At 43.7% G+C, this 13,769-nt stretch carries 13 protein-coding genes and 1 pseudogene; 7 read left to right on the top strand and 7 right to left on the bottom strand.

The features are described 5' to 3' along the window. The first annotated feature begins 110 nt into the window (after nucleotides 1–110). Both H6G03_RS34870 and H6G03_RS34865 read left to right on the top strand, forming a co-directional pair. Nucleotides 111–5,003, top strand: coding sequence for an nSTAND1 domain-containing NTPase (locus H6G03_RS34870; protein ID WP_190475115.1), 4,893 nt, complete (start codon nucleotides 111–113; stop codon nucleotides 5,001–5,003). 36 nt (nucleotides 5,004–5,039) lie between these two features. Next, on the top strand, nucleotides 5,040–5,342 hold the full coding sequence (locus H6G03_RS34865) for a WD40 repeat domain-containing protein (RefSeq protein ID WP_190475113.1): 303 nt from the start codon (nucleotides 5,040–5,042) through the stop codon (nucleotides 5,340–5,342). 114 nt (nucleotides 5,343–5,456) lie between these two features. Here H6G03_RS34865 and H6G03_RS34860 read toward each other — a convergent pair whose 3' ends face one another. Then, nucleotides 5,457–5,975, bottom strand: coding sequence for a hypothetical protein (locus tag H6G03_RS34860; protein WP_190475111.1), 519 nt, complete (start codon nucleotides 5,973–5,975; stop codon nucleotides 5,457–5,459). A 336-nt stretch (nucleotides 5,976–6,311) separates the two neighbouring features. On the opposite strand from H6G03_RS34860, the gene H6G03_RS34855 reads away from it, so the two are divergent. The 5 genes from H6G03_RS34855 (at nucleotide 6,312) to H6G03_RS34835 (ending at nucleotide 10,085) form a co-directional block, all read left to right on the top strand. After that, complete coding sequence (locus tag H6G03_RS34855; protein WP_190475109.1) at nucleotides 6,312–6,773, top strand: acetate and sugar kinases/Hsc70/actin family protein; 462 nt, start codon at nucleotides 6,312–6,314, stop codon at nucleotides 6,771–6,773. After that, nucleotides 6,739–7,647, top strand: coding sequence for an acetate and sugar kinases/Hsc70/actin family protein (locus H6G03_RS34850; protein ID WP_190475107.1), 909 nt, complete (start codon nucleotides 6,739–6,741; stop codon nucleotides 7,645–7,647). Before H6G03_RS34855 ends, H6G03_RS34850 begins: the two co-directional genes overlap by 35 nt. Nucleotides 7,648–7,649: 2 nt before the next feature. Continuing rightward, nucleotides 7,650–8,177 (top strand): hypothetical protein, encoded by a 528-nt coding sequence (locus tag H6G03_RS34845; protein WP_190475105.1) that lies wholly within the window; start codon nucleotides 7,650–7,652, stop codon nucleotides 8,175–8,177. A 13-nt stretch (nucleotides 8,178–8,190) separates the two neighbouring features. Then, a complete protein-coding gene (locus H6G03_RS34840; RefSeq protein ID WP_190475103.1) occupies nucleotides 8,191–8,973 on the top strand; it encodes a P-loop NTPase family protein in 783 nt (260 codons plus the stop codon). Between the two features lie 89 nt (nucleotides 8,974–9,062). Next, complete coding sequence (locus tag H6G03_RS34835; RefSeq protein WP_190475101.1) at nucleotides 9,063–10,085, top strand: DUF6753 family protein; 1,023 nt, start codon at nucleotides 9,063–9,065, stop codon at nucleotides 10,083–10,085. Between the two features lie 201 nt (nucleotides 10,086–10,286). Here the strand turns inward: H6G03_RS34835 and H6G03_RS34830 are convergent, their stop codons facing one another. The 6 genes and pseudogenes from H6G03_RS34830 to H6G03_RS34805 form a co-directional block, all read right to left on the bottom strand. Next, nucleotides 10,287–10,691, bottom strand: a complete 405-nt coding sequence (locus H6G03_RS34830; RefSeq protein ID WP_190475099.1) for a hypothetical protein — start codon at nucleotides 10,689–10,691, stop codon at nucleotides 10,287–10,289. Between the two features lie 49 nt (nucleotides 10,692–10,740). Then, complete coding sequence (locus tag H6G03_RS34825; protein ID WP_190475097.1) at nucleotides 10,741–11,238, bottom strand: hypothetical protein; 498 nt, start codon at nucleotides 11,236–11,238, stop codon at nucleotides 10,741–10,743. Between the two features lie 164 nt (nucleotides 11,239–11,402). Beyond that, complete coding sequence (locus tag H6G03_RS34820) at nucleotides 11,403–11,855, bottom strand: hypothetical protein (protein WP_190475096.1); 453 nt, start codon at nucleotides 11,853–11,855, stop codon at nucleotides 11,403–11,405. Nucleotides 11,856–12,048: 193 nt separating this feature from the next. Further along, nucleotides 12,049–12,384 carry a hypothetical protein gene (locus H6G03_RS34815; protein ID WP_190475094.1) on the bottom strand — a complete coding sequence of 112 codons (336 nt, stop codon included), beginning with the start codon at nucleotides 12,382–12,384 and terminating at the stop codon, nucleotides 12,049–12,051. A 377-nt stretch (nucleotides 12,385–12,761) separates the two neighbouring features. Then, on the bottom strand, nucleotides 12,762–13,118 hold the full coding sequence (locus H6G03_RS34810) for a hypothetical protein (RefSeq protein ID WP_190475092.1): 357 nt from the start codon (nucleotides 13,116–13,118) through the stop codon (nucleotides 12,762–12,764). 375 nt (nucleotides 13,119–13,493) lie between these two features. Next, nucleotides 13,494–13,673 (bottom strand): annotated as a pseudogene (locus H6G03_RS34805) (DUF5996 family protein); the annotation flags it as partial. Nucleotides 13,674–13,769: the final 96 nt, after the last annotated feature.

Genomic DNA, 13,769 nt, shown 5'->3' with positions numbered 1-13,769 from the left:
ACTGTCAAAGCCCTATGTAACCGTTGGTTTTTGACTGCCTGCCCTTTAGGGGGCAGGCAGTCAAAAACCAATATTATAAAGGCTTTGGCAATTTTTGGAGATGTCTATTGATGACGAACTTTACTCACAACTTGGCGATCGCTATTGGCATCAACCAATATCATAATGGTATCGCCAGCTTGAATACGGCAAAACCCGATGCTGAAGAACTAGCTAAACTCTTGAGAGATAAGTATCAGTATCAGGTTGAGCTAATCACTGATGACACTGAGCGTAAGGCCACGCTGAAAGAGCTTGAAAATCTGCTTACCAAATGGTTGCCTGAACAACTCCAGCCACCTGCCAACAAGAATCGCCTCCTCTTCTACTTTGCAGGACACGGAATGGCTCTCGAAAGCGATGATGGACCAAGAGGATTTCTGCTGCCTCAAGATGCGAATCCCAATCCCAAGCCTGGAGAGTCGAACAATTTCCTGTCTATGCAGGTATTACATGATGCCCTGATTGCCTTACCCTGCCATCACCTGATCGTTATTCTTGACTGCTGCTTTGCTGGAACGTTTCGCTGGGCGAACACCCGCAAACTCGGTTCAGTTCCCGAAACTATTCGTCGAGAACACTACCAACGCTTCATCGACTATCCCGCTTCGCAAGTCATCACCTCTGCTGCCCACAACCAGGAAGCCCTCGACTTTTTGAGCGATAAGCGAGGTATCAGCAAAAAGTCGCAGGCTCAGGAGAAAAAACACTCGCCTTTTGCAGAAGCCCTGTTTGAAGCACTACAAGATGGTGACCCGGATGAAAAGGGCAGGCGATACAAAAACGCAGACTTAACGAAAGATGGCGTGATTACTGCCCCCGAACTTTATCTTTACCTGCGTGACAGTGTAGAAACCCGTTCTAGCGATCGCCAAACCCCCGGACTCTATCCCCTCAAGAACCACGATCGCGGCGAGTACATCTTCCACGACCCAAACTTTGACCCCAAAACTCTGAGCAAAGCCGACCCCATCGATGAAACCAACAATCCCTATCGGGGACTAAAGCCGTTTGAAGAGGAACACGCACGCTTCTTCTTCGGTAGGCAAGAACTCATCAAAAAATTGTATGGGCGAATCGCTGCACCCGACCACTCACTGACCGTTGTTTTGGGAGTTTCCGGTTCTGGGAAATCCAGCTTGGTCAAAGCGGGACTGATTCCGTATTTGAGAGAATTATCCGAGCCAGAGGTGTTTGCACTCAACCTTGTCAAGGTTTGCATTTTGACATCAGCTATCCTTGCTGATGTTTTTCCCAAGTTCTTGTTACCACTTAAATTTCTGCCAATCAATTACGTACATCAGTGGCACATCCTCAACCCTATCCGTCCCGGTGAATCGCCCTTCGCTGCTCTAGCCAGAACCATTTGGGCGATCGCAGATATGCCCATTACAGTCCAACTCGACTCGCTTGGCTTTCTCCGCGAAAAGCTCAACAAGGAAACCAAGGAACTCAACACTCAAGCTGCCAAGGCTACCAATAAACATGGAGAAACCAGCCGCACCACGCAACGCTTAAAGCGGGAAGCTGAGAAATTTGCCCAAATTACCACCACCTGGAACCAGGACACTCATGCTGCCAAGCAACTGCTGATTGTAGAGCATTTCGAGACACTCTATGCCCTTTGTCAAACTCAAGGAAAGCCAGAATCCCAACAGCAGCGGCAACTGAAAGAGGTCTTCCTAGCTTGCCTCAATCCCCTGACTCAGCGCTTGCAATCCGCTCCCAATTCCTTTGTTGAAATCGTCAAAGCCTGGAGCCAGAAGCATTCTGGTGTCAAATTACTGCTGGTCATTGACCAGTTTGAGGAGCTAGTCACGCTTGGTCGCAAAAGTCAACCCAATCCACAGAGCAATACTCCCGAAGAATGGCAACAGTTCTTGCAACTGCTGGAGACAACCCTAGCCGCAAACCTGCCCCAACTGCGCCTCATTGTCACGCTGCGCTCCGACTTTGAACCCCGTTTCTTGAACTCCGAAGCCCTGAAATCCCACTGGACGAGAGCAAGGTTTCCAGTACGCGCTATGCGCTCGGACGAATTACGACAAGCGATCGAGGGACCTGCATCGGAAATGGCACTCTACTTTGAACCTGCCAACCTAGTCGATCGCCTCATTGACGAAGTAGGTCAGATGCCAGGAGCATTACCCCTGCTCTCCTTCACCCTCAGCGAATTCTACATCAAACTTGCCGAGAAGTGGAGAGATAGCAAAAGTAGCGATCGCGCACTCACAATTGATGCTGAGTTTGACAAAGAAGGTGGCGTAGCTGGCTCTCTAACTCGCAGAGCGAATGAGGAATATAAAAAGTTAGGGGAGGAATTGGGTAAAGCCGCTCAACGAACCATGCGCCGGGTCATGTTGCGAATGCTGACCCTGGAAGATGGAGAAACTGCACGGCGACGAGTTGCTGACGATGAATTGGTCTATCCAAACCCTAAAGAGAGTAATCGCGTCAAGCAAGTGGTTGGTCGATTGGTGGAAGCTCGCCTCCTCGTCAAAGGACAACTGGAAACCGGAGAACCCTATGTAGAACCAGCACATGATTTTTTGGTACGTAGCTGGGATCAGTTACAAGAGTGGATCAAAGACGAGCAAGAGGCATTAGCTCTGCAACAACGCTTAACCATTGCGGTGAACGATTGGTACAACAAGAGCCAGCAAGAAACAGAACAGCAAAATTTACGGAATGTTTGGAGGCACGCAGAAACATTTGTTATCCGAAAAGTTCAGGATTGGGAACTACATAGAGAACGTCGAAAACAAAAACAATCAAATTCCTCCAAACGCTCAGGCGAAAGATCAATCCAATATCTTTGGGATGACGACCCTCGACTCGATCAGTTGAAACAAATCTTTATCAAGAACAACTGGTTCAACCAAAATGAGGATAGCTTTGTACGGGAGAGTTTGATTGAACGACAAAGGAATACTTCTAGGCTCATAATCGGGCTAAGTAGTTTTTCTACTGTAGCGATGATGCTGGCCGGCTTTGCGGGATGGCAGTGGTGGCAAACAGAATTGCAAAAAAAACAAATGGAAACAATACAGTTAGGTCAAAGCGATGCTCTCAGTCAGTATTCAGAAGAACTTTTTAATAAAAAGCAAGAGTTTGATGCACTCATAGCAAGTTTACGAGCAGTCACACCACTTAGACGCGCAAAAGCTCAACCTTCAATGCAGGTTTTAGCTGCTTTGCGACAGGCAGTTTACGGACAGAAAGAGCATAGTTTGGAAGGACATAACGATTTGGTCTATACTGTCGCCTTTAGTCCCGATGGTAAAACATTGGCTTCTGCAAGTAGTGATAACACCATCAAACTGTGGAACCTACAAAGCCAAACAGCGATCGCTACTCTCACCGGGCATAGCAGTTCGGTCAATAGTGTCGCCTTTAGTCCCGATGGTAAAACATTGGCTTCTGCAAGCACTGATAACACCATCAAACTGTGGAACCTGCAAACCCAAAAACCCATCGCCGCTACCCTCACCGGGCATAGCAGTTCGGTCAATAGCCTTGCCTTTAGTCCCGATGGCAAAACATTGGCTTCTGCAGGCTCTGACAAGATCATCAAACTGTGGAACCTGCAAACCCGACAAGCCATCAAAACCCTCACTGGGCATAGCACTTATGTCAAGAGCGTCGCATTTAGTCCCGATGGCAAAACATTGGCTTCTACAAGCGGTGACAAAACCATCAAACTGTGGAACCTACAAAGCCAAACAGCGATCCCCGCTACCATTAGAGGGCATAGCGATGTGGTCAATAGCCTTGCCTTTAGTCCCGATGGCAAAACATTTGCTTCTGCAAGCGCTGACAAGACCATCAAACTGTGGAACCTGCAAACCCAAAAACCCATCAAAACCTTCACCAGGCATAGCGATGTGGTCACTAGCGTCGCCATCAGTCCAGATGGCAAGACTTTGGCTTCTGCAAGTGCAAGCGTTGGCAACACCATCAAACTGTGGAACCTGCAAACCCAAACAGCGCTCTCCATCCTCACCGAGCATAGCAGTTCAATCAGTAGCGTCGCCATCAGTCCAGATGGCAAGACTTTGGCTTCTGCAAATGCTGACAAAACCACCAAACTGTGGAACCTGCAAACCAAAAAAGCGATCGCTACTCTCACTGGGCATAGCAGTTGGGTCTATAGCGTCGCCATCAGTCCCGATGGTAAGACTTTGGCTTCTGCAAACAGTGACATTAAATTATGGAAGCTGCAAACCCAAGAACCCATTATTACCCTTACGGGGCACAGCAGCCAGGTCAAGAGCGTCGCTTTTAGCCCCGATAACAAGACTTTGGCTTCTACTGGCTGGGGCATCATCATACTGTGGAACCTGCAAACCAAAGAAGCGATCGCTAACCTTACCGAGCATGAGGATTTGGTCAATAGCGTCGCCTTTAGTCCCGATGGCAAGACTTTGGCTTCTGCAAGCAATGACAACACCATCAAACTGTGGAACCTGCAAACCCGACAAGCCATTAAAACTCTCACCGGACATAGCAATTGGGTCGAGGGTATAGCCATAAGCCCCGATGGTCAGACATTAGCTTCTGCTAGCTGGGATATGACTATCAAACTGTGGAACTTGCAAACCCGACAAGCGATCGCTACCCTCAGAGGGCATAGCCGTGAAGTCTATAGCGTCGCATTTAGTCCCGATGGCCAGACTTTGGCTTCTGCAAGCGGTGACAAGACCATCAAACTGTGGAACTTGCAAACCAAAAAACTGATTACTACCCTCACCGGGCATAATGATATGGTCAATAGCATCGCCTTTAGTCCTGATGGCAAGACTTTGGCTTCTGCAAGCGCTGACAACACAATAATTTTGTGGAATTTCGATTTTGACGATTTATACGAGCGCGGTTGTAACTGGGTGCGTCCCTACTTGCAGAATAATCCCAATGTCAGCGACAATGATAGGGATCTGTGCGGTGGTGTTCCTGCAAGTCAATAAGCTTTTGGCAAAGGTTATGGATACGATTATGTTAAAGTGACTTCTGTTGCTGTCAGTCCAGATAGCCAATACATTGTTAGTGGTTGTAGCGATCGTTCTGTCCGTTTGTTGCGGAGTCAATGGAAAACTTTGTTAGATGTCTGCTGCGATCGCCTCCGCTACCACCCCGTCTTTACAAATTCTGAATCAATTGAAGATATAGAACAGCGCAAGATTGCAATTGCTGCTTGTGAAACTTGCCGAAAATATGTCTGGAGCAAGGAAGATATCTCAGTTTATGCAATGAAGTACAGGCAGTTTACACGCTTGTCAGCTAAAGAAGGGAGGCAATCGCGCTGAAGTTACTGGAATTTTAGACGGTTGAGCGATCGCCTTCAGCAACACAAAGGCGATCGCTATCACAGCTAATTGGCAAAACTTACTCTTTATTAGAGTTTAAGGAAAACAAATATTTTATGCTCCAAAACTAGATTCAGAAGTTACGGTAGGATCAGTTGTTGGCAAAGTATTCTTCCATCTGTCGCAAATAAGCTTACCTCCTTGCTTTGATGTCCGTTTAATAATTAGAGTAGCAACAACGGCTGCGATCGCAGGAGCTAATCCCAAACTAGAGACCAAAAACGGAGCTAACATCCCAGCGGCTTTAGCAATATTTTTCTCCAAATCCTCATCCAATAACTTTACCAATTCTTTCATAGTTTCATCAGCAGTATCGCCCCCTAAAGGAGTACACAGCAGATTGTAGGCTGCTGGGCTAATCCAATTGAACAGACGCTGACCTGCTGCTAGAGCATCATCCAAAGCCCCTCTTGGTACAGCCGTATCAATCTCAAGCGAATCTACCGAAGCTGAGCGGGTGTCTCCTTTCTTTAGATCCTCTCCAATAGTTTGAGCACGCATTCCCAATCGCGCTTCCAGTTCCTCTTCATTAAGATCTGATAGAGCTTGTAATAATTCGCTAACATCTGGCATAAGGTTTACCTATTTAAATCAATCGCATTGGCGATCTATACTCAACAATTATACTCCTCGAATCGAGTTGCAGCGGGAAAATACATTAAAATTTTGGGGGCGACAGATCTGAGGTTAGTCTCAAAACTATTGCTTGAATCTTGAGATAGTTCGCCAAAAATGTAGAGAGTTGAATAAGCGATCGCAAACAGACAATTTAAGTAGATTAAAATATCAATAAAGATACCCCTCCAACCAGAGGAGACCGTTTTAACTAACTCAAAATACCAATAAAGGTGAAGTCTATCCCCATCTGCTACTCCTAGCATCAAGGCAGCAGTAAACAGATACCACCTTATGGCTAGACCAAAAAAAGTTGCCGTCCCAGATGCCATAGCAGTAATGGATTTTGGCGGCTTATCCACTCGAGTCTTTTACTTTGAGTCACACAAGAGCCAAACCAATTCCTTCATCATGGAATCCCAAGTAGGGCCAGTAAGCCGAGATACAGCCAATGCCTACACCCTGCCCAACTTAAATTCCACCTCTCCCGAAAACATCGCTTGGGTTGCCATCAACAATGATTGCCGAGCAGTCGGTTACTTAGCCGCATCCCAATTCAATGCACACATCGGCTTAAATGGCCTCAAATACAGCAGCGCCCTGTACAAAGCCTTAGCAGCTTTATGGGTAATCTCGCAAAAATTAGACTTAGGCCACCACTTCAGTATAGCGATCGCAGTCTTCCTACCCCCAGGTGAGTTTAACGACTCCAAACAATTTTTTGAGCTATTTAAGTCACGCCGCTGCTTCTTTTGAAACCCCCACAGGCAGATTCTCAGTCAAACTCGATAAAACCCAAGCTTTGCAAGAAGGTGGCGGTATTTCTATCGTTCACAATAGCAAACTCGGAGCCGCTTTCAAAACCAGGGTGACAGCCTTTGCAATGGTGGGATTTCGCAATGCCTCTCTAGTCATAGCAGCTAGAGGTGCTGTCGGTAAAGGCAAAACCTCAGACTTAGGCATGGTGCGAATGGTCGAACTCGTGCAAGAGCGCACCTCTAACTACGATCTGGCTCGGCTAGCAGAAGCGATCGCTATTTCAGGCGATCGATACAACCGTCCTTACTTTTATCGCATCGCACGCAATCGAGAAGAAGCTGCTAGGGAACGAGAAGTAGATGAATTGATTGCCGCCGTGAAGCAATCTCGTTCTGACTATGCAAGGATGTTAACTCATTGGTTCGATGAAGTGCTACCCCCCGACACTGATGAAATCGTCTTTTGCGGTGGTACAGCAGAATACCTCAAACCTGAGTTACGTTCTCACTATTCCCGTTACGCTCAATCTTGGCACGCAGGCATTGTAGTACCACCAGAATTAGATCCAAATGGATTAGGACATCGTTTAGCAGATGCTTACGGTTTGTTCGTCTATTTCAAATCTCAATTTGAGCAACTACTCACTCATCTTACACAATCCACTGAAGCTGAATCACCCCAGGATAATGCAGAAACATCGACACAAGTATCTATTGAGTTAAATGCCATTCAAGCTGATACAGAAACGCTCGCTGTTACTGAAACAAAAGCTACAAGCAAATTGGATGCTGCTTCATTATTATCTGGGCCTTACCGGGGAGCAGTTAAGAAAAAAGAAAGCAGCGAACCTAGTTTAAATGGGAGCAAATAAAAATGCCTAGAAAGCGCTACAAAGAAATTAGTTTGCGTTGTCAATATTTACCAGACTCAGACGAAGCTTTGCTGTTTTCCTACTTACAAAATCATCCTTTTTTCAGTTTCAAAGAAATGATTTTGCCATTAGTTCGCGCTCGGTGGTTACTAGCTGCTTATCGCAATGCCGAAACACACTCAAAGGAACAACTAGAGTACCTGAGACGAGAGTGTATAAATTTCTTCATCAGACAGATAGACGAAGTTTGCCATGATGCTGGTTTCGATTGCGCTGAGCTAGGTGCGATCGCTCCCGGTGTCTATTCGGGCTTAGTTCCTTTTAAAGGTATGCCTCAAGCTGTCGCCGAATCAGTTAGTTGCGTTTCACCTACTGTACCATCATCATTTGAACGATTCGATAAACCAGACGAACTAGCAGTTAAATCAGTTGAATCATATCAACTAAATAAACCAGATGTAGAATTACAGTCAACTGAATTTAACTTAGCAAATTTCGATCCAGCAATGCTCGGCCCCACATTTAGTTAGCACTAGGAGATATATGCCAAACAGAATTCATTTAGTAGACGGGGAAAAAGGGGGAATCGGCAAATCGATGTTTACTTGCGTGCTAGTCGAATACAATCAAAAGTACGACCTCCTTTACACGCTAATCGATGGAGATTCCAAAAATGCTGACGTGCAGCAACGCTATCCCGAACATGAAGCGCAAGTAGTTGCCTTAGTCGAAGATGAAGAAAACTTCTTCGACATCGATATCATTTTTGAAACTGCCTTAGAAACTCCAGTCATCGTCAATTTACCCGCTCGTGCTTATGGCATTATCAACAAATGGATTGATGAAGCTGGCTTAGTTTCCCCCGACTTTCTAGAAAAGTCAGGAGTTGATATCTGCAAGTGGTTCTTATGTAGCGGTACGCCTGACAGCATCAAAATGTTTATGGACTCCTTCAATTGTTTTGAAGGTCAATTAAAGCACGTTTTAGTACGTAACTTTGGTGTTTGTAAAGATTGGTCACATATGCAAGGCCATAACGATATCTTACAACTGATTAGCAAACACCAAATCCCTGTCATAGACTTTCCAAAACTCAGTGCTAAAGAAAAGAAATTTATCGAAACGAAGCGATTGTCTTTCTCTCAAGCGATGAACCATCCAGACTTTTATTTGATTAGTCAACAACGCCTGCACACTTTTCTCGAAGAATCCTACAGTCTAATCGAAAATGTTGGTTTATTTAATGATGCACCAAATCGCTTGATTCAACCTAATCTAGATGCTATTCCACCTTTAGCAAAACAACCAGATAAAACTGTTACTTGATGTCTATCAATGCAGTTGATTACCAAAACACCCAGATTGTTATTCAATCTGCGGTGTACTTATTATAACCTTGTTTGGGAGCTAATACAATGCAATATGATGACATTTTAGAATCAGACGAATTTAACGAAGAATTAGGTAGATCTGAATTAGCTGAAACTGAAGATACAATACCAGAAATAGAGCGCAACTTTCCTCACAAACAAGAGTTTTGGGAAGCCATTGATGATGAACTGAAAACAAAGCGATCGCAGAATGAATCACCTCTATCTGCCCCACCAAAATACGAGCGAAATACCGAATCATTAATCAGTCAAGTGCTGAAAGGGAAAGATCCCGAATTCCGCGCTAATGTGATCAACACAGCTTACCGATACGGTCTAGATAAAAATGACCCCCTTTTAATTATTTTACTGGCTACAGGTCAGCTAGAACTACTGTTAGAGCAGAAACCAGATGAGATTGACAACTTCTTTAAAGAGTGGCAATCTAAATGGCGATCGGACTTGAAAGATTCTCAAGCAATTATCAGCCAAGAAATAGAGCAAGTACAACAGTTTGTTGATAATTGGGCGCAGTCAAGTCGAGAAGTTCTAGAACGTCAGAGTAAAGCAGCAATTAAAGTACAAAGCCGCAATATCTCCAATTCAGTTAAAACCTTAGTGCGACAAGCTGCATTAGAAAAAGTAGCTCACGATATTTGGTCGGTGATTTTTGGCAGTGGTGTAGTGTTTGGTGCAATTGCAATTGGCGTATTTGTAGGATTAGCAATTCCCCGCTTTACTCCATCACCAGAACTCGACCCAACTGGACTCCGACAGTTAACATTGAAAGAAGCATCTGCATTAGAATGGGGATTAAGCAATGAGGGTCAATTTGCTCAAAAGAATGTCGATACTATTCGCTGGGCAATGAGTAATGAAGGGAAATACGCTCGTCAGTTTATGAGTTGGAATCAAGCACTGTTGAGCGAAAAGAATGGCAAAAAGCTATGTGAAACTGAAGTTAGCCGTTTGGGAGTAACTTTAACAGTTGAAGGAAAAGCTTCCAAGGGAGGATTTTGTACTTTGTGGACTCGTTCTCCAAAAGAAAGGCAATTTAGCGCTAATTAAATATAGCTATCATGCAGGTATTTTCAGTAACTTTAGCATGAAAATAAGTGAAGCTGGAGGGAATCGAACCCTCAAAAAGCCATCGTCTTAATGAGGCTGCCTTTACCTTTTAGCCACAGCTTCTTTTCGGCTACTAACCCGCTAGGGGTTAAAAAACTCTCAGTTTTACACCGAGAGTTTTGTTGACTGATTGGTATCTATCTATTGAATTTTCAGCGCTATTTCATACAATATTTGGGTATGACACTTGTATGGTTTTGAATCATCTGGTTGATAATTTTCTAAGTCAATGCAAAAACACATTAAGTCAGTTACTACACCATCGTCAATGTCTTTAGCCAGCTTAATAACTCGCCTCAAATAAGCTCTCTCCCAACCTTCCAATTTGCGAGTTTGTTGTTTCTGGTACGCTTTTAGCAATTTATGCAGCCAAGCTTGGTAACAGTCAAGAGATTCTGCTAATGTTTTAACTCGAAATCTTGCTATTCCTGGTTTATGACTGAAGGGATTACCGAGGCCGAGGTCTTCAATAGTACGACCTCGACCACAGTACAAAACACCAGGTTTGTTGAGTAGTTTGGAATTGTATCTTCGGATGTTAATCATGCTGGAATAGGCAATAATTACACTCAGATTCTGGCACTCGCCGTTTTAACTAGCTTGCTTGCATTTGGTCAATTATTGGTGCAATTTGGTCTTGCTTATCTTCTAAATGTTTCCTAATTTGCGATCGCAACCAAGATGTTGGCGCATCCTTACCGTTAATTTTAAGTCTAATGCGATCGCTTTTTGGCAGTGTAGTATTAAGTGAGCGAATAACTGCACGGCATTGGCGAAGTGTAAGTTTCTCAATTTGACCTAATTCTGGCAAGTCAAGAGTAGTACAATTGGTATTTGTACTACTTGTGTCCAGTGTTTCTGTTGCGATCTTTGTAGAGCTTATGTCTGTTGTGTCTGTAGCATCTGTTTTTTCTGTTTTTGTTTGTTGCCCTGTTTCGTTGGTAGATACAGTTGGTATGGTTTCAGATGATACCGATGCTGGCTTTTTAGCAAAAGCGGTGGTGAAAATGTAGTGAGCGAAGATGCCACCATACCCTATAATGGCTACCGCTTCGATTGCGAAAGTCAGTAAATCTTGCAATTCTTGATACATTTGCGTTCACTCAATCTTTTTTAGGGTAGCGGCGATCGCCGCTAGAAATTAAATCTGCCCTTAACTTAAAACCTTGGAGTTGACCCTTTAGAAGTATTGGCAGCAAAGCAACTGAATTGGTACTTGCTAGTTTCAAATTCTTAAGTACGATCGCTAATTCAAAACTAAGCAGGTATAGTTTGAATCACCCAAACCCAAGAATCAGTTTTCAGATCAAGCCACCTTTGGAGTAGGTAAACCTGAATAGCAGCTTGATATGAAGTCGTATTATGCAGAGGGGATATCCCAGTCATCCGAGCAATTTCTTCTGATATATTGCTAAGTTGTTCGACTTCAATACTAGCGATAATTAGCTTAACTAATGGAGCGGATATGTGTAAGATTTCTCCTACTTTACCCCAAGGGCATTCGATTGGAAGATCCGCAATACTAGGCAGCAGTAACGGAATGTTGTCAATCATAAATGGTTTGGCTAACCATTGACCATCAAGAGGAGATTCCTTAGATTTACCTAGTGGTCGTGGTTGCACTGGACGAATGAGAAAACCAGTTGAAGACAGCAAATAATTTGTCTCAAATGTTGTTAATTCGATGGGGCGATCGTTAAAAGTCATCATTGGTATGTCTCCTAATAACAATTGATTTTTAATCAGCTTTATCGGTAAACATTATCGATGTCATTCGCTGTTTAAGCAGATAAAAGCTACTTATTAAGTGCGGCGCTAGCCAAATCATCATTTTTACTGCTAGTAGCATCTGCATAAAAAACTCCGCAGTCGTGCGGAGTTTTTATCTTTTTGCCAAAAGGTTTTAAAGCTTAATATTATTAAGTTCAACAGATGGCAGTTGTGCTAATACTTCAGGAGCTAGTTGACAGATATAGCCAATGCAGTGACCGACTGGCACTGTTTGCCCAGTTGGATGTACAATTTGAGCAGCTACCAGTGCTGGCAAAATTCCTTCATTTTCCGCATAATTTTTTATGACAACAAAATCAGGCGGTAATTGAAGTTCAGGCACATTGATAGTGGCTGTTGCTACAGGCATTCCTTCGGTATTTACTAAACGCAGACAAGGAGATGTGCCACGATCGTAGCGACTAACTTTGATTTCGCATTCGTAGCCGATGAAGTTAACAGTTTGCATGGTTTTTACCAAGTTTACTTCATCACAAAAGCGACAATAGTCGCCTGTTTAATTAGTAAACAATGAAGTCGCTGAATTCGTTTTAGACAATGTAGTTTGAAAGATTAAATCAAGGGGATTCAAATCGATCGTAGGAGCATAGGATTGCAGGAACGTCGGATTCCAGAGCGCAGAAGCGTAGAATTGTAGGAGCATAGGATTGCAGAAACGTAAGATTTCAGAGCGTAGAATTGTAGGAGCGCACTTAGCATAAAATTCATCACTTGAACCATTTGCACTTTTCGTACTAACAGCGTTAGCTGTTTCTCGTTGACTGGGTGGGTGGGGGGTCAAAGAAAAACCGCTTAAAGCGGCTTTTTGATTAATCGAGTTGAGCTTTATTTGATGAAGTCGTCATTATCATCATCGTCTTCATCTTTAGCATTACGTTTGGATGCTTTTACTGCATCTTGCACGTAACGGAAGTGCAATTCGATTATGGCTTGTTCGGATGCAAGCCAATAGCAGTTGCTCAGAAGTTCATCAAGTATTTCATCAGCCGTATGTTCGGCATAGAAGTTGTTGAAATACTCGTTAAACTTCTCCCAATCCAATGCTTTACCTTTTGGTAATTGTCGTTGCTTGGCACGACCTGTCAGTTCGCGTGCGACATGAAGAAACATTTCTTTACGTTGTTCTTCATAGCTTTCTGCGAATTGCTTTTGCATTGGTGTTTGAGTTTTAACTTTAGCCATGATTGGCGCTCCTAGCTTTACTTCACAACTGAAGCGACGACAGTCGAATCTATTTTTAAGATTCGGTTTATCGGCAATTGCTTCATAAATTTAGTATCGATAGATGCTTTATGTTTGGCTTAATTGCCAAAACTTGACCTTTTTTGAATTCAAAATTCAAAATTAATAAGAAAATTGATTTTAAATTAATTAATTCCGAGTACAGGCTCCCACTGAATCAAAATTCAGTGGTCTACAATCAGTGGTGGGTCAGAAGCTCCACTGATTGTAATTTTGAATTAATAATTTTGAATTTTGAATTGGTTTGACTTAGGGTCAAAAAATTAATTCTGGTGGATGCAACTCCCACCAGATTCGCTTTCTAGAACAGAAAAACTAACTCTTCATTACTGGATTGTAATCCAACGCCGCCCGCTCCCAATGCCCTAAATTCGCTGCTGCTTCATAAGTGCTTTGCAAAAAACTTAGCACCATTGCGTCTGGATCGCTTGCCTGCCTTACTGCCTCATAAGGCAAGACGAACTCTTGCATTTCTGGGCTAAAGAACTGGAGTTTAGACTATCGCACCGCAGGTGCGATGTCTAAACTCCTAAGAGTAAAGTTTTACTGACGCGATCGACTCGATAGATAAAAGTTGAGCAAAGCTGAAGT

Source organism: Aerosakkonema funiforme FACHB-1375 (assembly GCF_014696265.1).
In the GTDB taxonomy this organism is placed as follows: Bacteria; Cyanobacteriota; Cyanobacteriia; order Cyanobacteriales; family Aerosakkonemataceae; genus Aerosakkonema; species Aerosakkonema funiforme_A.
Note: the sequence above shows the minus strand (reverse complement) of the source record. Positions and strands in the feature narration are given on the sequence as shown.